The following is a 23564-nucleotide window of genomic DNA, read 5'->3' on the forward strand; positions in this document are numbered from 1 at the left end:
CCCGGACACCCGTCGGGGGGCAAACCGATTTCCGCCGCCGCCCGCCGCCCGGCTAACCTCGGGGCCATCACCCTTACGCAGCAGGAGTAACAAACATGGCCCAGGTCCAGCGCATGTCCCGGTTGATGGCGAAGACCCTGCGCGACGACCCGGCCGACGCCGAGGTCCTCAGCCACAAGCTGCTCGTCCGCGCCGGCTTCGTCCGCCGCACCGCCGCGGGCGTCTGGTCCTGGCTGCCGCTCGGCAAGAAGGTCCTCGCCAACGTCGAGCGGATCGTCCGCGAGGAGATGGACGCCATCGGCGCCCAGGAGGTGCTGCTCCCCGCCCTCCTGCCGCGGGAGCCCTACGACGCCACCGGCCGCTGGGACGAGTACGGCCAGGAACTGTTCCGCCTCAAGGACCGCAAGGGCGCCGACTACCTCCTCGGCCCCACCCACGAGGAGATCTTCACCCTGCTGGTGAAGGACCAGGCGTCCTCCTACAAGGACCTGCCGGTCATCCTGTACCAGATCCAGAACAAGTTCCGGGACGAGGCCCGCCCCCGGGCCGGCGTGCTGCGCGGCCGCGAGTTCCTGATGAAGGACTCCTACTCCTTCGACACCGAGGACGAGGGCCTGGCCCAGTCGTACGCGCTGCACCGCGAGGCCTACCAGAAGGTCTTCGCGCGCCTCGGCCTCGACTACCGCATCTGCGCCGCCACCGCCGGCGCCATGGGCGGCTCCAAGTCCGAGGAGTTCCTGGCCCCCGCCGAGGCCGGCGAGGACACCTTCGCCGACTGCCCGAACTGCGAGTTCGCCGCCAACACCGAGGCCGTCTCCTTCGCGCTCCGGCCGGTGGACGCCGCCGGTCTGCCGGCCCTGGAGGAGATCCCCACCCCGGACACCCCCACCATCGAGACGCTGGCCGCCTCGCTGGGCGTGCCGGCCTCCGCCACCCTGAAGAACCTGCTGGTCAAGGTCGACGGCGAGATCGTCGCGGTGGGCGTGCCGGGCGACCGCGAGGTCGACCTGGGCAAGGTCGAGGCCCACTTCGCGCCGGCCGCGGTCGAACTGGTCACCGCCGAGGACTTCACCGGCCGCGCGGACCTGGTCCGCGGCTACGTCGGCCCGCAGGGCCTGGAGAAGGTCACCTACATCGCCGACCCCCGCGTCGCCCCCGGCACCGCGTGGATCACCGGCGCCAACAAGGAGCACACCCACGCGAAGAACGTCGTCGCCGGCCGCGACTTCGAGGTCGACGCCTACGTGGACGTCGTGGTCGTCGAGGAGGGCGACCCCTGCCCCAACTGCGGCACCGGCCTGAAGCTGGACCGCGCCATCGAGATCGGCCACATCTTCCAGCTGGGCCGCAAGTACACCGACGCGATGAAGCTGGACGTGCTCGGCCAGAACGGCAAGCCGGTCCGGGTCACCATGGGCTCGTACGGCATCGGCGTCACCCGCGCGGTGGCGGCGCTGGCGGAGCAGACGGCCGACGACAAGGGCCTGTGCTGGCCGGCCGAGGTCGCGCCCGCCGACGTCCACGTGGTCGCCGCGGGCAAGGCCGCCCAGACGGAGCTGGCCCTGGAGGTCTCCGAGCAGCTGGCCGCCCGGGGCGTCCGGGTGCTGGTGGACGACCGCGCCGGGGTCTCGCCGGGCGTGAAGTTCACCGACGCCGAACTGATCGGCGTACCGAAGATCCTGGTCGCCGGGCGCCGCACGGCCGAGGGCGTCGTCGAGCTGAAGGACCGCCGCACGGGCGAGCGCGAGGAACTCCCCGTCGCCGAGGCCGTCGCCCGCCTCACCGCGTAGTCACGCCCCCACGGCCCCGGGCTCCCGCCGACCGACCGCACCGCGTCGGCCAGGGGCCCGGGGCCGCGCGTTCGCGCCGTACGCGCGCCCGAATGCGGCGGCGAAGACGGACCCGGACGCGTGGGGTCAGAGCCAGGTGGCGAAGTCGAGCAGCCAGTCGGCGTCGCGGAGGCGGCCGACGCGGCGGGCCCGGAGCCCGGACTCGACGGCGCGGAAGACGGTCCACCCCCGCAGCCGCTCCCGGTCCACCTCCAGCGACTCCGCCAGCTTCTTCACCCGCCGCCGCGTCGTCGCCGCCCCCGACGGCATCGCGACCAGGTCCTCCACCCGGTCGCGCACCAGCCGTGCCAGGTCGAAGGCGCACTCACCGACCACCGGGTCCGGCCCCACCGCCAGCCACGGCATCCGCTCCCCGGCCAGCACCTTGCTCTGCCGGAACGTGCCGTGCAGCAGCCGCCGCTCCGGCGGGTCGGCCAGCAGCTCGGCCCGCAGCCCCAGCGCGGTGTCCAGCAGCCCCGCCGCCTCGTCGTCGGGACCCCGCACACCGGCCCGCATGGCCTCGGCCTGCCGCCCCGTGCGCTCCTCCACCGTCTCGAAGACGTGGTCGGACGGCGGCTCGACCCACAGCCGCCGCAGCGTCGCCGCCCCCTCCAGCAGCGCCTTGGCCTCCGGCAGCGTCCGCACCGAGACGTCCGGTTTCAGCCGCTCCAGCAGCAGCGCGCCCTCGACCGGCCCGGTCCCCGCGTCCAGCAACTGCGCCGCGCCGAGCCCGTGCCAGTGCGCCAGCGCAGCCCGTTCGCTCGCCGGCCGCGAGCGCGGCGGGATCAGCTTGAGCACGGCGGGGGAGCCGTCGGCGCGCCGTACCAGCACGACGAGCGAGCTCCGCCCGCCCGGCACCTGCACCCGCTCCACCGTCAGGCCGAGCGCGGCCACGGCCCTGTCCAGGGCCTCGGGCAGCCCGCGCAGCCATTCCTCGCCCCCGGTGGTCTCCGCCAGTGCCCTGACCAGGCGCGGCGGCGGTTCGAAAGCCATGCGCGAGTCGTTCCCCTTCTGCTGTGCCGGCGGTCACGCCCGTTCGGCGAGCCCAGGGAAGGCTACGCCGCCGCCCCGCCAGCGGGCCGCCCGGACCGCCGCGTCCCGCAGCGCGTCGGCCGCGGCCCGGCGCCGCTCTCCCCGCCCGGACCGCACCAGTTCGGCGTAGACCACGGCCAGCCGGTCCTCCAGCTCGGCGGCCAGGCGCACCGCCGCGTCGCCGTCCGGCACCTCGAACGGCAGCGCGTACGCCGCCTCCGCGGCCGCCGGTTCGCCGCCCAGGTCCCGCACCGCGCGGACCAGGTCGTCCCGGCGGGCCCGGTGGGCCTCGAAGGCATCACGGGCCTCCGACCGCCGCCCGTCGCCGACCCGGCCGCCGACCACCCCGTAGCCGTAGACCGCCGCGTGCTCCGCCCGCAGCGCCGCCTGAACCGCCTCCAGACTCATCCCGTTCCCCTCCATCGGTCAGTCGTTCCTCAGCAGGTACACGTGGGCCGCCCCGGCCGCGGCGACCGAGGCCAGCAGCCGGGCGGCGTCACCGCCCAGGACGTCCAGCTCCTTGGTGCGGCGCGCGGACAGCTCCTGCTCGGCCCCCGCCAGCGAGCCCAGCGCCTCCTTCTCGTCGCCGGGCACCGCGGTCCCCGACGGGGAGCCGGACGCCGAGCCCGACGGAGGGCCGGACGGGACGGGCGACGCGGAGGACGGGCCGGACGGCGCCGGCGAGGCCGTCGGCCCGGCCTGGCCGCGGCACGCCTCGGCGTGCCGCAGCGCCGCGTCCCGCAGGGGCGTCAGCCGGGCGGCCAGCCCGGGATGGACCGCCAGGACCGCGTCGTACGAGGCCGCGAGCTCGGCGCTGTCCGCCGCGGCGCGGAGCAGGGCCCGCTCGTCGGCGGTCGCGGTGCGCGCGGCGTCGGGACGGCCGGGGGAGGAGCCGGCGGAGCAGGCGGCGAGCAGCGCCGCCGCCGCTCCCGACGCCGCGGCGAGCAGGGTTCTTCGGCGCGGCCCGGAGCGCGGGCGCGGGGGAGTCAACGACACGGCGGGCGTCCTCGGTCGAGTGGCGGGTGCCTGGTGCTGTCGGCGTGGACCTGCTCCCGCCGGGTTCGCCGGGACCTCCACGGCTCCGCCCGGTCGAAGTGACGTTCCGTCACCCCGTCAACTCCCGCCGACAGATGTGTGATCACCGTACCCGCGTCCGAGTCCCGCGCCGACGACCGGTGCTGCGGCACGGCGGGCGGGACACCCGGTGGGCGGCAACACCCCCCGCGACCGGATACCCTTTGACCTGACACGCGACCCATCCCACAACAGCACACGCGGCCGAGGAGTCACCCGGATGAGCACCACCCAGAGCGAGAGGCTGCGAGAGCTGCTGGAGCCGCTCGTCGCCTCCCAGGGGCTCGACCTCGAGGAGATCGAGGTGGAGACCGTCGGCCGCAAGCGGGTGCTGCGCGTCACCGTGGACTCCGACACGGGCGCCGACCTGGACCGGATCGCCGATGTGAGCCGCGCGCTCTCGGCGGAGCTGGACACCACGAACGCGATGGGCGAGGCGGAGTACACCCTCGAGGTCGGCACCCCGGGCGCCGAGCGGGCCCTCACCGAGCACCGGCACTACGTGCGCGCCACCGGCCGGCTGGTCAGGTTCCAGCTCGCCGAGGGCGGCGAACTGGTCGCCCGGATCCTCGGCGTCGACGACGAGGGCCTCGATCTGGAGGTCCCGGGTGTCAAGGGCCGCAAGGCCACCACACGCAGGCTCGCCTTCCCGGACGTCGCGAAGGCGCGGGTCCAGGTCGAGTTCGGCCGCAAGAACACGAATGACGAGGAGGCGTAGCCGTGGACATCGACATGAGCGCCCTGCGGGGCCTGGTGCGGGAGAAGGAGATCTCCTTCGACCTGCTGGTCGAGGCGATCGAGTCGGCCCTCCTCATCGCCTACCACCGGACCGAGGGAAGCCGCCGCCGCGCGCGCGTCGTGCTCGACCGGGAGAGCGGTCACGTGACCGTGTGGGCGAAGGAGGACCCGGACGAGCTCGAGGAGGGGCAGGAGCCCCGCGAGTTCGACCACACCCCGTCCGACTTCGGCCGGATCGCCGCGACCACCGCCAAGCAGGTCATCCTGCAGCGGCTGCGCGACGCCGAGGACGACGCGACGTTGGGCGAGTACGCCGGCCGTGAGGGCGACATCGTGACCGGTGTCGTCCAGCAGGGCCGCGACCCCAAGAACGTGCTCGTGGACATCGGCAAGCTGGAGGCCATCCTGCCGGTGCAGGAGCAGGTCCCCGGCGAGGACTACAAGCACGGCACGCGACTGCGGTCGTACGTCGTCCGGGTGGCCCGCGGTGTCCGCGGCCCCTCGGTGACGCTGTCGCGCACCCACCCGAACCTGGTGAAGAAGCTCTTCGCCCTGGAGGTCCCGGAGATCGCCGACGGCAGCGTCGAGATCTCCGCGATCGCCCGCGAGGCCGGCCACCGCACCAAGATCGCCGTGCGTTCCACGCGCAGCGGCCTCAACGCCAAGGGCGCCTGCATCGGCCCCATGGGCGCCCGGGTCCGCAACGTGATGAACGAGCTCAACGGCGAGAAGATCGACATCGTCGACTGGTCGGACGACCCGGCCGAGATGGTGGCCAACGCGCTGTCCCCCGCCCGGGTGAACAAGGTGGAGGTCGTGGACCTCGCCGCCCGGTCCGCCCGGGTGACGGTGCCGGACTACCAGCTCTCGCTGGCGATCGGCAAGGAGGGCCAGAACGCCCGCCTCGCCGCCCGCCTGACCGGCTGGCGGATCGACATCCGTCCGGACACCGAGCAGGACGGCCAGGGCGCCTGAACCGGGGCCCGGCCCCACCGGGAATCAGGGTGTGACCTGCGGCACGGAATGTTTGAGCCGTGTCAACGGTTGACATCAGGACAGAGACGACCGTGCGATGCCTGCCCGCTCGGGCCGGTGTCGGTACGGGGAGGTAGACTGAGCTGTGTCTGGCCGGACGCTTACCCAGGCGCGCCCTGAACACGGCCCTGAACGCACGTGCGTGGGGTGCAGGGAGCGGGCGGCCAAGGACGAGCTGCTGCGGATCGTGGCGGTCGAGGGCGAGTGCGTCCCCGATCATCGCGGTACGCTGCCGGGCCGGGGTGCGTATCTGCACCCCGCCGTGGTCTGTCTCGACCAGGCGGTCCGCCGCAAGGCGTTCCCCCGGGCGTTCCGCGCCCAGGGAGTGCTCGACACGGCGGCACTGCGCCGACATGTCGAGCGGACGACCGTCGCCGATTCGGCGGCAACGTAAGAAGCGTCGCGCGGAGAAGCCGCGCGGCCCAGGTACCTCGCGAGTCTGAAAGCAGGTCGAGATTGCGATGAGCACTCGATGAGTACGCGATGAGTACGCCCATGAAGTAGCGACGGTCCGGCTTCCAACCCGGACCTCAAAGGAGCGAAGTGGCTAAGGTCCGGGTATACGAACTCGCGAAGGAGTTCGGAGTTGAGAGCAAGGTCGTCGTGGCCAAGCTCCAGGAACTCGGTGAATTCGTCCGATCGGCGTCCTCGACGATCGAGGCGCCCGTTGTGCGCAAACTGACTGACGCCTTCCAGCAGGGTGGTGGCGGCAAGGCCGCCCCGAAGCCCGGCGCGAAGAAGGCCGCCCCCAAGCCCGCCCCCGCGCCGTCCCCGGCGCAGGCGGCACGTCCGGCTGCCCCGAAGCCGCCGGCCGCCCCCAAGCCCGCGGCGGAGAAGCCCGCGGGCGGTGCGCCGACCCCCGGTCCGCGCCCCACCCCGGGCCCCAAGCCCGGCCCGAAGCCGCCGGCCGCGCCGGCTGCTCCGGCCCAGCCGGAGTTCACCGCTCCGCCCGCCCCCGCCGCCCCCGCGCCGCGCCCCGCCGCGCGTCCGGGCCAGGGCGCCCCGAAGCCCGGCGGCCGTCCGGCCGGCCCGGGTCAGGGTCAGGGCGGTCAGGGTGGCCAGGGTGGCGGCCGTCCCGGCCAGGCACCCCGTCCGGGTCAGGCTCCGCGTCCGGGCGCCCGTCCGGCCGGTCCCCGTCCGGGCAACAACCCCTTCACCTCCGGCGGCAACGCCGGCATGGCGCGTCCGCAGGCTCCCCGCCCGCAGGGCGCCCGTCCGGGCCCCGGCGGCGCTCCCGGCGCCGGTCCGCGTCCGCAGGCCCCCGGCCAGGGCGGCGGTCCCCGTCCCCAGGCTCCGGGCGGCGCGCGTCCGACCCCGGGCGGCATGCCCCGTCCGCAGGGCGGTCCCCGTCCCGGCGGCGGCCCCGGCGGCCCGCGTCCGAACCCCGGCATGATGCCGCAGCGTCCCGCTGCGGGCCCGCGTCCCGGCGGCGGCCCCGGCGGCCGTGGTCCGGCCGGCGCCGGCCGTCCCGGCGGCGGCGGTCGTCCGGGCGGCGGCGGCTTCGCCGGCCGTCCGGCCGGTCCCGGTGGCGGCGGTCGTCCCGGTGGCGGCGGCGGCTTCGCCGGTCGCCCCGGTGGCGGCGGTCCCGGTGGCGGTGGCGGCGGCTTCGGCGGTCGTCCCGGCTTCGGCGGTCGTCCCGGCGGCCCCGGTGGCCGTGGCGGCACGCAGGGCGCCTTCGGCCGTCCCGGCGGTCCGGCGCGTCGTGGCCGCAAGTCGAAGCGGCAGCGCCGTCAGGAGTACGAGGCCATGCAGGCCCCGTCGGTCGGCGGCGTGATGCTGCCTCGCGGCAAGGGCGAGACCATTCGCCTGTCGCGCGGTGCGTCGCTCACCGACTTCGCGGAGAAGATCAACGCCAACCCGGCGTCGCTCGTCGCGGTCATGCTGAACCTCGGCGAGATGGTCACCGCGACGCAGTCCGTCTCCGACGAGACGCTGCAGCTCCTCGCCGACGAGATGAACTACACCGTTCAGATCGTCTCCCCCGAGGAGGAGGACCGCGAGCTGCTCGAGTCCTTCGACCTCGAGTGGGGCGAGGACGAGGGCGACGAGGAGGACCTGGTCGTCCGTCCGCCGGTCGTCACGGTCATGGGTCACGTCGACCACGGAAAGACCCGACTGCTCGACGCGATCCGCAAGACCAACGTCATCGCGGGCGAGGCCGGCGGCATCACCCAGCACATCGGTGCCTACCAGGTCGCGACCGAGGTCAACGACGAAGAGCGCCGGATCACCTTCATCGACACCCCGGGTCACGAGGCGTTCACCGCCATGCGTGCCCGTGGTGCCCGCTCCACCGACATCGCGATCCTGGTCGTCGCGGCCAACGACGGCGTCATGCCGCAGACGGTCGAGGCGCTGAACCACGCCAAGGCGGCCGACGTGCCGATCGTGGTCGCGGTCAACAAGATCGACGTCGAGGGCGCGGACCCGACCAAGGTGCGCGGTCAGCTGACCGAGTACGGCCTGGTGGCCGAGGAGTACGGCGGCGACACCATGTTCGTCGACATCTCCGCCAAGCAGGGCCTGAACATCGACAGCCTGCTCGAGGCGGTCGTCCTGACCGCCGACGCCTCGCTCGACCTGCGTGCCAACCCGCACCAGGACGCGCAGGGCATCGCGATCGAGTCCCGTCTGGACCGCGGCCGCGGTGCCGTGGCCACCGTCCTCGTCCAGCGCGGTACCCTCCGCGTCGGCGACACGATGGTGGTGGGCGACGCCTACGGCCGCGTGCGGGCGATGCTCGACGACAGCGGCGCCAACGTCGCCGAGGCGGGTCCGTCCACCCCGGTGCAGGTGCTGGGTCTGACCAACGTCCCGGGCGCCGGCGACAACTTCATCGTGGTGGACGAGGACCGTACGGCCCGTCAGATCGCGGAGAAGCGCGCCGCCCGCGAGCGGAACGCCGCGTTCGCCAAGCGCACGCGCCGCGTCTCCCTCGAGGACCTGGACAAGGTGCTCAAGGCCGGCGAGGTCCAGCAGCTCAACCTCATCATCAAGGGTGACGCTTCCGGTTCGGTCGAGGCCCTCGAGTCCTCGCTGCTCCAGCTGGACGTCGGCGAGGAGGTCGACATCCGCGTCCTGCACCGCGGCGTCGGTGCGGTCACGGAGTCCGACATCGACCTGGCGATGGGCTCCGACGCCATCGTGATCGGCTTCAACGTGCGCGCCGCCGGGCGTGCCGCGCAGATGGCCGAGCGCGAGGGTGTGGACGTCCGGTACTACTCGGTCATCTACCAGGCGATCGAGGAGATCGAGGCGGCCCTCAAGGGCATGCTCAAGCCGGAGTACGAGGAGGTCGAGCTCGGCACCGCGGAGATCCGCGAGGTCTTCCGCTCGTCCAAGCTCGGCAACATCGCCGGTGTGCTCATCCGCTCCGGCGAGGTCAAGCGGAACACCAAGGCCCGCCTGCTGCGCGACGGCAAGGTCGTCGCGGAGAACCTCAACATCGAGGGCCTGCGTCGCTTCAAGGACGACGTCACCGAGATCCGCGAAGGCTACGAGGGTGGTATCAACCTCGGAAACTTCAACGACATCAAGGTCGACGACGTCATCGCGACGTACGAGATGCGCGAGAAGCCGCGCTCGTAAGGGAGCGGCTCACGGTGGCCGGCGGTACCTCGGTACCGCCGGCCACCGGCGTGTGGGCGGCCTCCGGGTGGCTCCCGTGCGGTTTCCGGGCGGTCTTCGGACAGTCTCCGGGCCGCCGCGGGGGCTGCCCGGAGGCCGCCCGGGGCGCCGTAATTAATCGTCGGCGGAGCCGCGATGCGGGGTACGGTTCAAGGAGCCACCGATCCCGGACCGGCGGGTCATCCGGACACACCATGTACGTGGGGACTCTGTCCTTCGACATCCTCCTCGGCGACATACGCTCGCTGAAGGAGAAGCGCTCCATCGTCCGCCCCATCGTCGCCGACCTGCAACGCAAGTTCGCGGTCAGCGCCGCCGAGGTGGACCACCTGGATCTCCACCGCAGGGCCGGCATCGGCCTGGCGGTGGTCTCCGGGGACGCGTCGCACGTGACCGACATACTGGACCGCTGCGAGCGGATGGTCGCCGGCCGCCCGGAGGTGGAGCTGCTGTCCGCGAGACGGCGGTTCCACGGCGACGACGACTGATGCACACGGATTACGAACAGGAACAGGAACGGGAGACGGACCAGTGGCCGACAACGCGCGGGCGAAGAGGCTGGCGGACCTCATCCGAGAGGTGGTGGCCCAGAAGCTGCAGCGTGGGATCAAGGACCCGCGGCTCGGCTCACACGTCACCATCACGGACACCCGGGTGACCGGGGACCTTCGGGAGGCGACCGTCTTCTACACGGTCTACGGCGACGACGAGGAGCGCAAGGCCGCCGCGGCCGGACTGGAGAGCGCCAAGGGCATCCTGCGCTCCGAGGTCGGCCGGGCCGCCGGGACGAAGTTCACGCCCACCCTCACCTTCGTCGCCGACGCACTGCCGGACACCGCCCGGACCATCGAGGACCTCCTCGACAAGGCCCGGCAGTCCGACGCCAAGGTGCGCGAGGCGTCCGCGGGCGCCAGCTACGCGGGCGGCGCGGACCCCTACCGCAGGCCGGAGGACGACGCCGACGACGAGACCGCGGCCGGGACGGACGACACCACCGCATGACGCAGCACACCCCCACGCCCGACGGCCTTGTCATCGTCGACAAGCCGTCGGGCTTCACCTCGCACGACGTGGTCGCCAAGATGCGGGGGATCGCGAAGACCCGCCGCGTCGGCCACGCCGGCACGCTCGACCCGATGGCCACCGGCGTGCTGGTGCTCGGCGTCGAGCGGGCCACCAAGCTCCTCGGGCACCTGGCGCTCACCGAGAAGGAGTACCTCGGCACCGTCCGGCTCGGCCAGACCACGGTCACCGACGACGCCGAGGGCGAGATCACCGCGTCCGCCGACACCACCGGGATCACCCGTGAGGCGATCGCCGAGGGCGTCGCCGAACTGACCGGCCGCATCATGCAGGTGCCGTCCAAGGTCAGCGCCATCAAGATCAACGGCGTGCGGTCCTACAAGCGGGCCCGCGAGGGCGAGGAGTTCGACATTCCGGCCCGCCCGGTGACGGTCTCCTCCTTCCAGGTGCACGACGTCCGCGGCGCGACCGCCGAGGACGGCACCGCGGTGACCGACCTGGTCGTCTCCGTGGTCTGCTCCTCCGGCACCTACATCCGGGCGCTCGCCCGCGACCTCGGCGCCGGACTCGGCGTGGGCGGTCACCTGACCGCGCTGCGGCGCACCCGCGTGGGTCCCTACCGCATCGACGCCGCCCGAACGCTCGACCAGCTCCAGCAGGAGCTGACCGTGATGCCGGTGGCCGAGGCCGCGGCCGCCGCGTTCCCGCGCTGGGACGTCGACGCCCGGCGCGCCCGGCTGCTGCTGAACGGCGTCCGCCTGGAGATGCCCGACGAGTACGCCGACCGCGGGCCGGTCGCCGTCTTCGGGCCGGACGGCGTCCTCCTGGCGCTCGTCGAGGCGCTGAAGGGCAAGGCCAAGAGCCTGGCCGTCTTCGCCTGAGCTCCGTCGCCCGCGCGGACGGGACCGCGCCCGGCGGGACCGCCTGACCGGTCCCGCCCTCCGGCCCGGCCCTCCGGTCCCGCCCCCCGGCCCCGCAACGCCTACCGCTGCGGGACCCCCGGCTCCGCCGGGGCCGGGCGCGGGGCTTCTTCCGGTTCGGCCGGCTCCGGTTGCGGGGGACCCGGTTCGGTGAGCTCCGGTCGCGGGAGCCTCTGGTTCCGTCGGGGCCCGCCGCGCGGCTTCCGGTTCGGCCGGTTTCGGCTGTGGGAGACCCGGATCGGTGGTTCCGGTTGCCGGGCGCCCGGTTTCATCGGATCCGGTTGTGTGTGGGGGGAGGGTTCGGTCCGCTCCGGCCGCGGGGCCCCCTTCGGTTCCGCTGGGGCCGGCTGTGGGGCTTCCGGTTCGGTCGGCATCGGTGGCGGGGACCGGGTTCGGCGGGTTCCGGTTGCCGGACCGTCGGCTCCGGCCGCGGGGGAGTTGGTCGCGTCCGCTTCCGCTGCGGGGCTTCCGGCGGTTCGGCGTCGGCGTCCTCGGACGGGCTGTCGTCCCGGTGGGACCGTGGAGCGGCGGCGTCACGGGGACGCTCCGCCGCTCCACGGGTTTCCCCCTCGGTTCCCCCGGTGGAAGCTCTTTCCATCCGCTCCGTGATATTCACCCGTCCGGACGGGCGCTCGGAGTGAACGGAGGGAGCGGAAGGGGGCGCGTTTCCCCGCACCCCCGCGCCGCTGATCTTCGTCGGCCTACCGTCGGAGCCGAGCGGCACGGCAGCGGGAGGACGGGCATGGCGGGAGCGAACGCGGGGACGGAGGGCGTCCGGCGGCGGCCGGACGACACTCGCGCCGTCCCCGGGGCGGCACTGGTCACCCTCTGCGACCCCGCCGGACGCCCCCGCGGAACCGGCTTCGTCGCCGACCACCACGGCACCGTGATCACCGCCCACGAGGTGGTGGAGGGCCTGCCCCGGCCGCTGGTCCGGGCCGGTGAACAGCTCGTGACCGTGCCCGAGGGCGCCGTCACCCCGCTGCCCGGCCTCGGCCTCGCCCTGGTGCGCGCCGACGGGCTCGAAGCCGCCCCGCTGCCCGTCTCCCCGCGCGCCGCCGTCGGCCCCGGCGCCTACGTCCGGATCGTCGCCGCCGGGCTCCGCGAGGCCCGGGTGCTCGGGGTGACCGACGCCGTCCACCGGTCCCGCACCGTGCGCGGCGTCCTCGAACTCGCCATCGGCACGGCCGGACGCGAGGCGCTTCGGCCCGGCGGAGGCGCCGCCGGGGGACCCGTGCTCGACCCGGTCACCGGCGCGGTGCTCGGCGTCGTCGCCACCGACCTGCGCTCCGGCCCGCCCGGCTCCGCCCAGGACCTCGCCACGGGCCCGGACCTGCTCGGCGGGCACCGCGCCGCCGGGTACGCCCTGCCGCTGACGGCCGCTCCCGGCCCGCTCGCCGAACTGCTGGCCCGCAACGCCGCCACCGTCCCCGCCTACGGCCCCGACCTCAACCTCGCCGCCCTGGTCGAGCTCACCGCCACCTCGGTGGCCTCCGACGGACCCGCCCGCGGACCGGTCGAGCCCGTGCCGCGGGCTGCGGTGGAACGCAAGTTCACCGCGTTCGAGCAGGGCTCCGCCCCCGTGCTGGGACTGGTCGGCCCGCCCGGCAGCGGCCGGACCACCGCCCTGGCCGAGCTGGCCTCCCGCCGGCACCGCGCCGCCGACGCCGCCGCCCCCACCCTCTGGCTGCGGGGGGCCGACCTCCAGGACACCGACACCTCGGTGGCCGACGCCGCCCGCCGCGCCCTGGACCGGGCCGCCCGGATCGCCGCGGCCGCCCGCTTCCCGCCCACGGCCGACGCGACCCACGAGGCACCCCCTGACGCGGCCTGGCTCGGGGACCTCTCGCCCGAGCGGATCGCCCGCATCGCCCGGGACGCCGGACGGCCCCTGCTGATCGTGCTGGACGGGCCCGAGGAGATGTCGCCCCTCCTCGCCCACCGGCTGCCCGCCTGGACCGAGGGCACCGCCGACTGGCTCCTCGCCGCCGGCGCCCGGATGGCCGTCGGCTGCCGCGCCGAGTACTGGGAACGGGCCGGCGCCGAGTTCCCGCCCGAACTCCTCCACGTCCCCGCGGGCGACCACGCCGGCACCGGAACCCTCCCGCCCTGCCTGCGCCTCGGCGACCTCACCGTCGAGGAGGCCCGCCTCGCCCGCAGCCGGTACCGCATCCCCGACGGCGTGCTCACCGGGAGCGACGCCCGGCACCCGCTCACCCTCCGGCTGCTCGCCGCCGTGCGCGCCGCCCTGCCCGACGCCGAGGACCGCCCGCTCACCCGGCACGAGGTGTTCGCCGCCCACCTGGACCTCGTCTGCCTGCGCGTCGCCGTCCGGCTGGCCGCCACCGGGGGCCGGCGCGGCACCGCCATCCGCCGCCTCGCCGCCAAGGTGGCCGGACAGGTCCACGAGGCGGCCCGCCGCAGCCTCGGCCCGGGGCAGGGCGAACTCGACCGGGACTCCTTCGAGGCGGTCTTCCCCTGGGGGCCCGCCCCCGCGCGCCTCGGCGGCGGCACCGGCTGGGCCCGCGCCGTGCTCACCGAGGGCCTGCTGGTCCCGGCCGGCGCCGGATACCGTTTCGCCGACGAGGAGTTCGCCGACTGGCTCCAGGGCGTCCACCTCGACGTCGACGAGGCGCTGCGCGCCCTGGTGCTGCGCCGCCGCGCCGGCGAGGCCGCCGGACACCCCCTCCCGGTGCCCCGGCACCGCATCGGCCCCGTCGTCCAGGCGCTGCTCCACCTGGGCCGTGACCACGGCCCCGTGGAGCTCGGCCGCCGCCTGAGCGCGCTGGCCGCCGCCATGGAGACCGCCGGTGACCCCTGGTGGGCCGCCCGGCTCCTCTCCGGCGCCCTGCTCGGCCTGCCCGACGCCGCCCCGCACACCCTGCTGCTGCGCGGCCTCGCCGACCGGACCGCCGCCCGCCAGCGCGACGGCCGGCCCGCGCCCGAGGAGTTCGGCCCCGCCTTCTGGACCGCCCTCCCGCTGGACACCGGGGAACGCCTCGGACTGCTCCACCGCCTGCTGGTCACCGCCCCGGCCGGCACCGGCAGCCGCTGGCTGGACGCGACGGCCCGGCTGCTCGCGGAGGACCCCGGCCCCGCCCAGCGGCAGCTCACCCACTGGTTCGACGACGCACGCCCGCTGCCCGCCGCCCCCCACGCCACGGTCGCCTCCGCCGCCCAGGCCCTGCTCTACACCCACCGGCACCGCGGCCTGGACGACCTCACCGAGGCACTGGCCGACCGTGCCCACCCCAAGGCCGCCGAACTGCTCGCCGTCCTCGCCGAGGAGGAACCCGCCGCGCTCTGCCGCGCCGTCGACCGCTGGGCGCACGACCCGAGGACCGGCCGCCGCGTCGCCGCCGTCACCCACGGCCGCCTCGCCGCCCGGCACGCCCGCACCGACGCCGACCGCGACCTGCTGCGCCACGCCGCCCTCGCCCTGCTGTCCCGCCCCGAGGACGCCGCGCTGCACGGCGGGGCGCTCGCCGTCCTGGTCCGCGACCCCCGCACCCGCGCCCGCCACCTCCCCGACGCCCTGCGGCGCTTCGTGGCCGGCGACCCGCAACTGCCCGCCGAGGCACTGGTGCCCGCCCTGGCCACCCACCCCGAGCCGGTGCTCGACGCCTTCCGCGACCGGCTCCGGCAGCCCGGCGGCGGCGAGGCGCTGGACGCCCTCGCCGAGGTGACCGTGCCCGCCCTGGCCCGGCGGATCGCCGTCCTGGTCCGCGAGGCGGTCGAGAACTGCGGCTCCCCCCGCGGCACGCCCTCCGTCGCCGCCGCCGTCGCCGGGTACGTCGACCGCCGCCTCGACCACGGTCCGACCGTGCGGGCGGTCCTGCTTCCGCTGGTCACCGGGCTGATCGCGGACGGCCCGCCACCGGTGCGGGCCGCGCTGGCCGCGGTGCTGGCACGGCCCGGCACGCCCGCCTCCCGCCCACTGCGGCAGGAGCTGCTGGCCCGGCTGCTGGAGAGCGAGGGCGAGCCGGTGGTGGCCGCGGTGGTGCCTGCCGCCGCGCCCCCCGCACCGGGCCCCCGCCCGGCGGCGGGAGCCTCCGCCGGCTGAGCGCGGAACGCCCGCCGAGGCCGTCCGGTGGTGCCGGGCGGGACCGGGGAGGTCACTTTCCTGTCCCGATCAGCTGTCGATACGTGGTCGATCGGCCGTCGATCGCCCATGCCGATGCCGGTCGCCCGGCGGCGGCATGGCACTCTTGGAGCTGCATCACAGGCACACACGGACACGGGTTCGACGAGGAGCGGTCACAGTGCAGCGCTGGCGTGGCTTGGAGGACATCCCCCAGGACTGGGGGCGCAGCGTCGTCACCATCGGCTCCTACGACGGGGTGCACCGCGGGCATCAGCTGATCATCCGCCACGCCGTGGAGCGCGCCCGGGCCCTCGGCGTCCCCTCCGTGCTGGTCACCTTCGACCCGCACCCCAGCGAGGTCGTCCGCCCCGGCAGCCACCCGCCGCTGCTCGCCCCGCACGCCCGGCGGGCCGAGCTCGCCGCCGCGCTGGGCATCGACGCGGTGCTGGTGCTGCCGTTCACCAAGGAGTTCTCCAAGCTCTCGCCCGCCGAGTTCGTGGTGAAGGTCCTGGTCGACAAGCTGCACGCCCGCGCGGTCGTCGAGGGCCCCAACTTCCGGTTCGGCCACAAGGCCGCCGGCGACGTGGCCTTCCTGACCGAACAGGGGCGCACCTACGACTTCGAGGTCGACGTCATCGACCTGCACGTCAGCGGTGAGGCCGGCGGGGGCGAGCCGTTCTCCTCCACCCTCACGCGGCGGCTGGTCGCCGCGGGCGACGTCGAGGGGGCCGCGGAGATCCTGGGCCGCCCGCACCGCGTCGAGGGCGTCGTCGTCCGCGGCGCCCAGCGCGGCCGTGAGCTCGGCTACCCCACGGCGAACATCGACACCGTGCCGTTCAGCGCCGTCCCGGCGGACGGGGTGTACGCGGGCTGGCTGAACGTCGCCGGGGAGACCATGCCCGCCGCCATCTCCGTCGGCACCAACCCCCAGTTCGACGGCACGGCCCGCACGGTCGAGGCGTACGCGATCGACCGCGTGGGGCTGGACCTGTACGGGATGCGGGCCTCCGTGGACTTCCTCGCGTTCGTCCGCGGCCAGGCGAAGTTCGCGACGCTCGACGAACTCCTCGAGGCGATGGGGCGCGACGTCCAGCGCTGCCGCGAACTCGTCGCCGCCGCCTGACCCACCACCCGGCCGTGCCCGCACGTCCGCAAGGCCGCGCGGGCACGGCTGCGGTGCGTCCACGCGCGGAGGCCCGCGCCCACCCTCCCGGGGAGCTTGTCCGGGGAGGGTGGGCGCAGGCCTTTTCCGGCAGGCGCGGGGCGAGCCCCCGCGGTCACGGCGCGGGCGGCGCCGGGGGCTGCTGCGGGTACTGCTGGTGGTGCGGCTGCTGGTGCGGCTGCTCGGGGTAGCCCTGCTGCGGCTGCTGCGGCTGCTGGGGCCGCTGGGGCGGCTGTTGCGGGTAGCCCTGCGGTGCCGGGGGCTGCTGCGGGTACCCCGGGTACGGCTGCTGCGGCGGCACCTGCCCGTACGGCTGCTGCGGCTGCTGCGGGGGCTGACCGTACGGTCCCGGCGCGGCCGGAGCACCGTACTGCCCCGGCATCGGCGGCGCCGCCACCGGCGGCGGATTCCCGTCGGAGGTCCACAGCCCCTGCGACTGCTGGTGCCGCACGAAGTCCTCGGCCACCAGCGCCGCCAGGTTGAAGTACGCCTCCCGCACCTTGGGCCGCATCATGTCGAGGTCGACCTCCGCGCCCGCGGCCAGGTGCTCGTCGAACGGCACCACCACCACGCCGCGGCAGCGCGTCTCGAAGTGGCTGACGATGTCCTCCACCTTGATCATCTTGCCGGTCTCGCGGACCCCGGAGATCACCGTGAGGGACCGTGACACCAGCTCCGCGTACCCGTGCGCGGAGAGCCAGTCCAGCGTGGTGCTCGCGCTGCTCGCGCCGTCCACCGACGGCGTCGAGATGATGATCAGCTGGTCGGCGAGGTCCAGCACGCCGCGCATGGCGCTGTAGAGCAGGCCCGTGCCGGAGTCGGTGAGGATGATCGGGTACTGGCGGCCCAGGACGTCGATGGCCCGCCGGTAGTCCTCGTCGTTGAAGGTCGTGGAGACCGCGGGGTCCACGTCGTTGGCGATGATCTCCAGACCGGAGGACGCCTGCGACGTGAAGCGGCGGATGTCCATGTAGGAGTTGAGGTACGGGATCGCCTGCACCAGGTCGCGGATGGTCGCCCCGGTCTCCCGGCGGACCCGGCGGCCGAGCGTGCCGGCGTCCGGGTTGGCGTCGATCGCGAGGATCTTGTCCTGCCGCTCGCTGGCGAGCGTCGAACCGAGCGCGGTGGTGGTGGTCGTCTTGCCGACGCCGCCCTTGAGGCTGATCACCGCGATCCGGTAGCAGGAGAGCACCGGCGTGCGGATCAGCTCCAGCTTGCGCTGCCGCTCGGCCTCCTCCTTCTTGCCGCCGATCCGGAACCGCGGGCCGGCGGCCGCCGGACGGCCGCTCCTCGGCCGCTGCCGCTTGGAGTTGAGCAGCCGGTCGGACGACAGTTCCACCGCGGCCTGGTAACCCAGCGGCGCGGCACCGGGGTTGACCGGCTGCCGCTGGTCGTGCTGCACGGGCTGCGGCCACGCGGCGGCGGGCGTGCGGGGGTCCGCCGGAGCGGCCGGCGGCTGCGGGGCGGCCGGCCCCTGCTGCGGGAACCCGTAACCGGCCTGCTGCGGCTGGGCGTTCGGGTCGGCCGGGGGCTGCGGTTGCGGGGCCTGCGGCGCCTGCGGGGCCTGCGGGGCTTGTTCCGGCTGGTGCTGCGGGGCCTGACCGGGCTGGGCCGGGGGCTGCGGGAAGCCGTAACCCTGCGGCTGGGGCTGCGGGGTGGCGGGGAAGCCGTAGCCCTGCGGGGGCTGCGGCTGCGCCGGGGGCTGCTGCGGGAAGCCGTAACCCTGCTGCGGCTGCTCCGGCTGGGGCTGCTGCGGCTGGGGCTGCTGCGGCTGCTGCGGCTGGGCAGGCGGGAATCCGTAGCCCTGCGGCTGCGGCTGCGGCTGGGCCTGCGGCGGCACACCGGGGACCTGCGGCGGGCCCGGCACACCCGGAGCCTGCTGCGGCGGCACCGGCGGCTGCGGCTGTGCCGCCGGCGGGACCTGGGGCTGCTGGGCCCACGGCGCGGGAGCCTGCGGCGCCTGCGGCTGGAACGGCGCCTGAGGCGGTGCCGGCGGCTGCGCGGGCGCCTGCGGAGGCTGCCCCGGCCACTGGCCCGCCGCCTGCGGGGCGGCCGGCTGGTACTGCGGGGGCAGCGGCGGAAGCGTCCCCGGCTGCTGCGGCGGAACCTGCGGACCCCAGCCCTGCGGAGCGGCCGGCTGCCCGGCGGCGGCCTGGGGGTCCGGGCCGTGGCTGTCGGGCGTCCGCGGGGGCTGCGCCTGCGGCACGGGGGCCGCCCGGGGGAAGTCGCCCCCGGTGCCCTCGGGCGCGGCGGCGGCCTGCGGCTCACCGCCCGGCAGTTCCGGAGCCGCCTCGGCGGCCTCACCGTCCGTCCGGTCGTCCGTCCGGTTGTCCGCCCGGCTGTCCGGCCGTCCGTCCGTCCGACCTGCGCCGTCCTCGTCCGGCCGCTCGGCGCCCGCGCCGCCCGTACCGTCCTCGCCCGTCACGGAGTCGCCCGTCTCCGCCCGGTCCTCGCCGTGCCCCGGTGCCGGCGTCGCACCGGACGGCACCGACACGACGTCCGAGGCCCCGGCAGCGGTGGCGGGCTCGGGGGCCGATCCGGCGTCGGCACTCTCCCCGGCCGGAACGGACGGCCCACCGGCACCGGCACCGGCACCGGCCTCCGCCCCGGACCCGTCGCCCGCCGCGTCACCGGTGGCCGCGGCGCCCTCGGTGGCCGCGGCGCCCTCGGTGGAGGCGTGGTCCGCCCCCGCCCCCTCCGCCCCGGCGCCGCCGGTCGTCCCGCCGCTGTCCGGGGACACCGCCTGCGCCGCCGCCGCGGCGCGTTCCTCGATCTCCCGCCGCAGCGCGGCTGCCGAGATCCGCATCGTCGCGCCGGTCTCCACGTCCCCGCCGCCGAACGGCAGGCCGCCGCCCTGTCCGTCCCCCTGCTCCTCGGGCCCGGTGGAGGCGGCGGGCGCCGGAGGAACCGGCGGGGACACCGGGGTGGACGGCGTCGAAGGAACCGACGCGATGCCGGAGTCGGCGGGCGGGGCGGCGTTCTCCCGGTACCAGGCAGGCGTGTCGTAGTCGATGGTGAACTCGCCCGTCGTCTCGACGGCGGACTCCGCGTCGGACTGGTCATCGCCCGGTGTGGTCCAACCCCCGTGGATACCATCCCGATCGCTGTTCACAATTCCTCCTGGTTGGTCGAGCGCAGGCGCACCCCCACCCTAATCACCCCGGTCGCCCGAGCGGCAGGCCCGTCGAGCGGCGGACAGTGGGGGGACCTGGTCGCCCCGGAGCGCGGACGGCCCTCAGTCCATGCGCCGGGGAGTGCCCAGCAATCCGACCTCGGCGTCCGTGGGTTGGGTCATCACGTACTGCCGGTCCCGGTCCGCGCACCACAGGGTGACGCCGTCGGCCAGCGTCGGCAGCGAGTCGACGTCCCCGCGCGGCAGCGCCAACGCCCGCCCCGTCTCGGTCGCTTCGTCGGGCGACAGCCGCTGCACGCCGACCAGCCGGGCCTGGCGCATCAGCCGCGGCGCGACCGGCGACAGGTACGGCAGCAGGGTGAGCACCGCCTGCCAGGGACCGGCCACCACCCGGCCGCGCGGCGGCCGCATGCCGCAGTCCCGCACCACCAGCACCGGATTGCCGGCCGAGGCGCCCAGCGGGGGCACCCGGCCCACGTCGTACACCGACAGCCCGTTCTGCCCGCCGCCCATGGCGTGCACCATCTGCATCCACGCCTGCGGACGGCCCGTCTCCACGGCCACCCGCGCACCGGTCGCCGCGGCCCGCAGCGCCAGCACCTGCGTCGTCCAGAGGCTGCCGATCAGCACGATGTCGTACGGCGTCGGCCGGTTGAGGCCGAGGACGGCGGGCTGGCCCTCGGCGTCCACGCCGATCACCACGCCGTCGTCGCCGATCGGCAGGGTCAGCGACCCCAACTGCTCCAGGGGCACGCTGTGCCGTCCGTGCCGGGGGCCGAGCAGACCCGAACCACGGGTGATCATCGCGCTCCTCCCAGCGGCAGCGTGGCGAGCACGCCGGGCAGCTGTTCCCGGTCCAGCCGGGCCAGGCCGACACCGGCGCGGCGGGCGGCGTCCTGCAACGCCCGCCGGGCGGACGTGAGTTCCTCGGCGCTGCGGCCGGTGACCCGCAGGTGCCCGGTCAGCGCCGCGGCCTGGCCCTCGGCCCGGCCCACCGTGAGGCTGAACGTGGTGGCCAGCGCGGGCACGGCCGTCAACTGGGCGACCAGCTGCGGCAGGGCGGCACCGCTGCCGCCGAACGACGGCCAGCGGCGCACCCAGTAGACGGTGTGACGGCGGTTGTCGCAGCGCCAGTTGCGGGTCGACTCCTCGGTCCGGCGCTCCCGGGCCTCCGTCCGGCCCGCCTCCGCCGTCACCAGGGGGTTGGCGCAGGCCGACGTCGCGATCGCCGCGACCAGCTCCTCCTCGTCCAGGATGTTCACCCGGAACCCGGCGCCGGTCAGCCGGCTGGCGAGATGGTCCGCCACCCGCACCACGCACTTCTGGGCGCCCTCGGCACCACCGCCGCGCGCGGCCACCGCCTCCGCGCAGAGCTCCGGGTCCAGCTTCAGCGCGATCCAGGTGATCCGGACCGCCGGAGCGCCCGTGCTCGCCTGCAGCGGCGCGTAGTTGGTGACCGCCACCGACTGCTGCGGCAGGTGCAGTGCCGGGGCGGGCTGGGTGTGCAGCACGATCTGCGCGGACTCCAGCCGGATGTCGTCCACCGCGAGCGCGTCCCCGACCAGGGCCAGCGGCAGCGGACGGCGGCTCCGCTCGGCGCGCAGCGCGGTGGCGTCGGCCTCGATCTGGAGCACCGCCGTCAGGAAGGTGCCGTCACCGACCAGGCCCACCGGCCGCCGGTCCCGGCCGCCGTAGGCGTAGGTCCGCAGCGCCGGCTCGCACTCCACCGCCGGGGCCAGACCCGGCTCCGTGCCGGGCGGCACCGTCAGGCCGGCGGCGCGCTTCTGCCGGGCCCGCAGCTCGCGCGCCGTGGCGATCCACTCGGGGAGCGAACGGCCACGCCGCCGCACCACGGCCAGAGCCAGCAGCAGCACCGCGACCACCGCGGCGGCCACCAGGGCCACCGTGTTGATCACCCAGCCGACGACCAGCGCCGCCGCGGCCAGCTCGACCAGCACCGCCCGGCGCAGCCCTTCCGAACTGCCGCGCCCCGCACGGGACCTGAGCTGCACCGAGCCCGAGCCCGAACCCGAGCCGGCAGCCGGGCCGCGCGCGGCCGACGCGCGGGCCGGGGCCGCCGGGGGAGGCGTCGCCGAGGAGCCCCGCGCCGATCGTGACCGTGACCGGTCACGGGACCTCGCCCGTGTCCCGGAAGCCATCACCCACACCCCCGCAGTGCTCGCCGTCGTGCGCCCGGCCGGACCGATCCGACCGGCCGGTTCCGCAAATCCTGTGCCGCATAGGTACCTTGAAGGCTTCGGTACCCTACCCGCTCGACCAGGCCCCTCGGGTACCAGGCCTCTCACGTACCAGGCATAGTAGGGGGCCGTCCGACAACGCGGCGGAACACGGGGAGAAGCAGGGCACCGATGGCATCCCGGAGAGACCAGCTCAACGCCTACACGTTCGCGAAGCGCCGCATGCTCGCGTCCTTCACGCACTCGGCCTCCGGAGGCTCCGAGGAGAGCGCGCCCAGGCCGTTGCGGGGCGTCCTGCCCGGCGTGATCACCGGCGTCGTCGTGATGGCCGTCTTCGGGGCGTGGGGCATGTTCAAGCCCACCGCGCCCAAGGGCTGGGACACGCCCTACGAGAAGGTGATCGTCGCCGACAAGTCGACCACCCGGTACGTCGTCCTGCGGACCAAGGGCAAGGCCCAGCTGCACCCCGTGCTCAACATGGCCTCGGCCAAGCTGCTGCTGAAGGACGGCAAGGGCGAGGTGATCACGGTCGACGAGAAGATCCTGGACACCAAGATCCAGCACGGCGTCACCGTGGGCATCCCCTACGCCCCCGACCGGCTTCCCGACCGGGACGAGGCCGCGGCGAAGAAGCGCTGGATGGTCTGCGAGCGGGCGGGACAGGGCGGTTCCGTGCAGAAGGCCGCGTTCGTCTTCGCCGAGCGCGAGCTCAAGCGCACCGAAGGCTCCCAGCGGCTCGGCGGCGGACAACTCCTCTACGTCCAGGGGCCGGACGAGGCCCGCTACGTCGTCGACGCCACCGGCACCGCCTACCGGATCGACGAGGTGGAGAAGGAGGAGACCGAGCTCGCGAACCTCATCCGCGTCGTCGTCGGCTCCGAGCGCGAGCCGCAGCGCGTCTCCCGCGAATGGCTGGCGACCCTGCACCAGGGCGACCCGCTGTCCTTCCCCGACATCGAGGGGGACCCCGGCCGGCCCGCGAACGCCCCCGGCCGGCTGGACGACACGGCCAACCGCGTCGGCATGGTGCTCAAGGCGCGCGACGGCGACCGCGACCGCCACTACGTGGTGCTGCCGGGGCGCGTCACCCCGGTCTCCGACTTCGTGGCCACCCTGCTGCTCGCCAACAGCGCGCTGGTGTCCGTCGGCCAGGACGGCAAGGCCCTCGCGGTCAGCCCCGGCGCGCTGCAGCCGGAAGGCGCCTTCGCCGACGACCGGACGTGGCCCGCCGCCACCCCGGTCGGCGTCAACGACCCCTCGGGCGTGGGCAAGGCGCGGGACACCGTCTGCAACACCCTGATGGGCGTCGACCGCGACTCCGGACGCACCCAGCTGCGGACCTGGGCGGGCGACACGTTCCCCGCCGTCCTCGCCACCGGCTCCACCAGCGCCTACGTCACCCCCGGCTCCGGGCAGGTGTACCAGCAGTACAAGGGCAGCGCGACCGAGGTCGGCCCCATCTTCCTGGTCACCGACACGGGCCTGCGCTACGTGCTGCAGTCCAACGGCGACAGCACCGGCGAGGACGCCGAGATCGGCCGTTCCCAGGAGGACCAGCAGGCCGAGCTGGAGGCGCGGAAGCTCCTCGGCTACGAGGACATCAGGCCCACCCCGGTCCCGGCCGAGTGGTCCGTCTACCTGCCCACCGGGCCCCGCCTGTCGACCGCCGACGCCCGGCAGCCGCAGGGATCGTGACGGACCCGACCGTG

The 23564-nt window shown here is 75.2% G+C and carries 17 protein-coding genes; 11 read left to right on the forward strand and 6 right to left on the reverse strand.

The window, feature by feature from the left end; translation table 11 throughout:
- The first annotated feature begins 95 nt into the window (after positions 1-95).
- Positions 96-1790, forward strand: coding sequence for a proline--tRNA ligase (locus tag ABZ836_RS21405; RefSeq protein WP_361144407.1), 1695 nt, complete (start codon positions 96-98; stop codon positions 1788-1790).
- A 126-nt stretch (positions 1791-1916) separates the two neighbouring features.
- Here ABZ836_RS21405 and ABZ836_RS21410 read toward each other — a convergent pair whose 3' ends face one another.
- From ABZ836_RS21410 to ABZ836_RS21420, 3 genes are read right to left on the reverse strand one after another with little or no spacing between them, the layout of a single operon-like run.
- A complete protein-coding gene (locus ABZ836_RS21410; protein ID WP_356136271.1) occupies positions 1917-2822 on the reverse strand; it encodes an aminoglycoside phosphotransferase family protein in 906 nt (301 codons plus the stop codon).
- Positions 2823-2855: 33 nt separating this feature from the next.
- Positions 2856-3269 (reverse strand): ferritin-like domain-containing protein, encoded by a 414-nt coding sequence (locus ABZ836_RS21415; protein ID WP_356136273.1) that lies wholly within the window; start codon positions 3267-3269, stop codon positions 2856-2858.
- Positions 3270-3287: 18 nt separating this feature from the next.
- On the reverse strand, positions 3288-3857 hold the full coding sequence (locus ABZ836_RS21420; RefSeq protein WP_361144411.1) for a hypothetical protein: 570 nt from the start codon (positions 3855-3857) through the stop codon (positions 3288-3290).
- 298 nt (positions 3858-4155) lie between these two features.
- Here ABZ836_RS21420 and rimP point away from each other — a divergent pair, with 298 nt between their 5' ends.
- The 9 genes from rimP (at position 4156) to ABZ836_RS21465 (ending at position 16485) form a co-directional block, all read left to right on the forward strand.
- Positions 4156-4653 carry a ribosome maturation factor RimP gene (rimP, locus tag ABZ836_RS21425; RefSeq protein WP_356136277.1) on the forward strand — a complete coding sequence of 166 codons (498 nt, stop codon included), beginning with the start codon at positions 4156-4158 and terminating at the stop codon, positions 4651-4653.
- A 2-nt stretch (positions 4654-4655) separates the two neighbouring features.
- On the forward strand, positions 4656-5648 hold the full coding sequence (nusA, locus tag ABZ836_RS21430; protein WP_361144414.1) for a transcription termination factor NusA: 993 nt from the start codon (positions 4656-4658) through the stop codon (positions 5646-5648).
- Positions 5649-5793: 145 nt separating this feature from the next.
- Complete coding sequence (locus ABZ836_RS21435) at positions 5794-6102, forward strand: YlxR family protein (RefSeq protein WP_356136281.1); 309 nt, start codon at positions 5794-5796, stop codon at positions 6100-6102.
- Between the two features lie 149 nt (positions 6103-6251).
- The gene (gene infB / locus ABZ836_RS21440; protein WP_361144417.1) at positions 6252-9296 is read left to right on the forward strand and encodes a translation initiation factor IF-2; all 3045 of its coding nucleotides are present in this window, start codon (positions 6252-6254) and stop codon (positions 9294-9296) included.
- A 233-nt stretch (positions 9297-9529) separates the two neighbouring features.
- The gene (locus ABZ836_RS21445) at positions 9530-9823 is read left to right on the forward strand and encodes a DUF503 domain-containing protein (RefSeq protein WP_356136285.1); all 294 of its coding nucleotides are present in this window, start codon (positions 9530-9532) and stop codon (positions 9821-9823) included.
- Positions 9824-9866: 43 nt separating this feature from the next.
- Complete coding sequence (rbfA, locus tag ABZ836_RS21450; protein WP_356136287.1) at positions 9867-10337, forward strand: 30S ribosome-binding factor RbfA; 471 nt, start codon at positions 9867-9869, stop codon at positions 10335-10337.
- Positions 10334-11239, forward strand: coding sequence for a tRNA pseudouridine(55) synthase TruB (gene truB, locus ABZ836_RS21455; protein ID WP_361144420.1), 906 nt, complete (start codon positions 10334-10336; stop codon positions 11237-11239). Before rbfA ends, truB begins: the two co-directional genes overlap by 4 nt.
- Before the next feature lie 781 nt (positions 11240-12020).
- Entirely contained in the window at positions 12021-15341 is a 3321-nt protein-coding gene (locus ABZ836_RS21460) for a trypsin-like peptidase domain-containing protein (RefSeq protein WP_361144423.1), read from the forward strand.
- Positions 15342-15540: 199 nt separating this feature from the next.
- Positions 15541-16485, forward strand: a complete 945-nt coding sequence (locus tag ABZ836_RS21465; RefSeq protein ID WP_356136293.1) for a bifunctional riboflavin kinase/FAD synthetase — start codon at positions 15541-15543, stop codon at positions 16483-16485.
- Positions 16486-16639: 154 nt separating this feature from the next.
- Here ABZ836_RS21465 and ABZ836_RS21470 read toward each other — a convergent pair whose 3' ends face one another.
- The 3 genes from ABZ836_RS21470 to eccE all read right to left on the reverse strand — a co-directional run bounded on the left by ABZ836_RS21470 (position 16640) and on the right by eccE (position 21816).
- Positions 16640-19636, reverse strand: coding sequence for an SCO5717 family growth-regulating ATPase (locus ABZ836_RS21470; RefSeq protein WP_361144426.1), 2997 nt, complete (start codon positions 19634-19636; stop codon positions 16640-16642).
- Between the two features lie 123 nt (positions 19637-19759).
- Entirely contained in the window at positions 19760-20461 is a 702-nt protein-coding gene (locus ABZ836_RS21475; protein ID WP_356136297.1) for a hypothetical protein, read from the reverse strand.
- Complete coding sequence (gene eccE, locus ABZ836_RS21480; protein WP_361144429.1) at positions 20458-21816, reverse strand: type VII secretion protein EccE; 1359 nt, start codon at positions 21814-21816, stop codon at positions 20458-20460. The genes ABZ836_RS21475 and eccE overlap by 4 nt, the downstream gene beginning before the upstream one ends.
- Before the next feature lie 210 nt (positions 21817-22026).
- On the opposite strand from eccE, the gene eccB reads away from it, so the two are divergent.
- Positions 22027-23550 (forward strand): type VII secretion protein EccB, encoded by a 1524-nt coding sequence (gene eccB, locus ABZ836_RS21485; protein WP_356136301.1) that lies wholly within the window; start codon positions 22027-22029, stop codon positions 23548-23550.
- The last annotated feature ends 14 nt before the right edge of the window (positions 23551-23564 follow it).

The organism is Streptomyces sp. NPDC047130, assembly GCF_040643475.1.
In the GTDB taxonomy this organism is placed as follows: Bacteria; Actinomycetota; Actinomycetes; order Streptomycetales; family Streptomycetaceae; genus Streptomyces.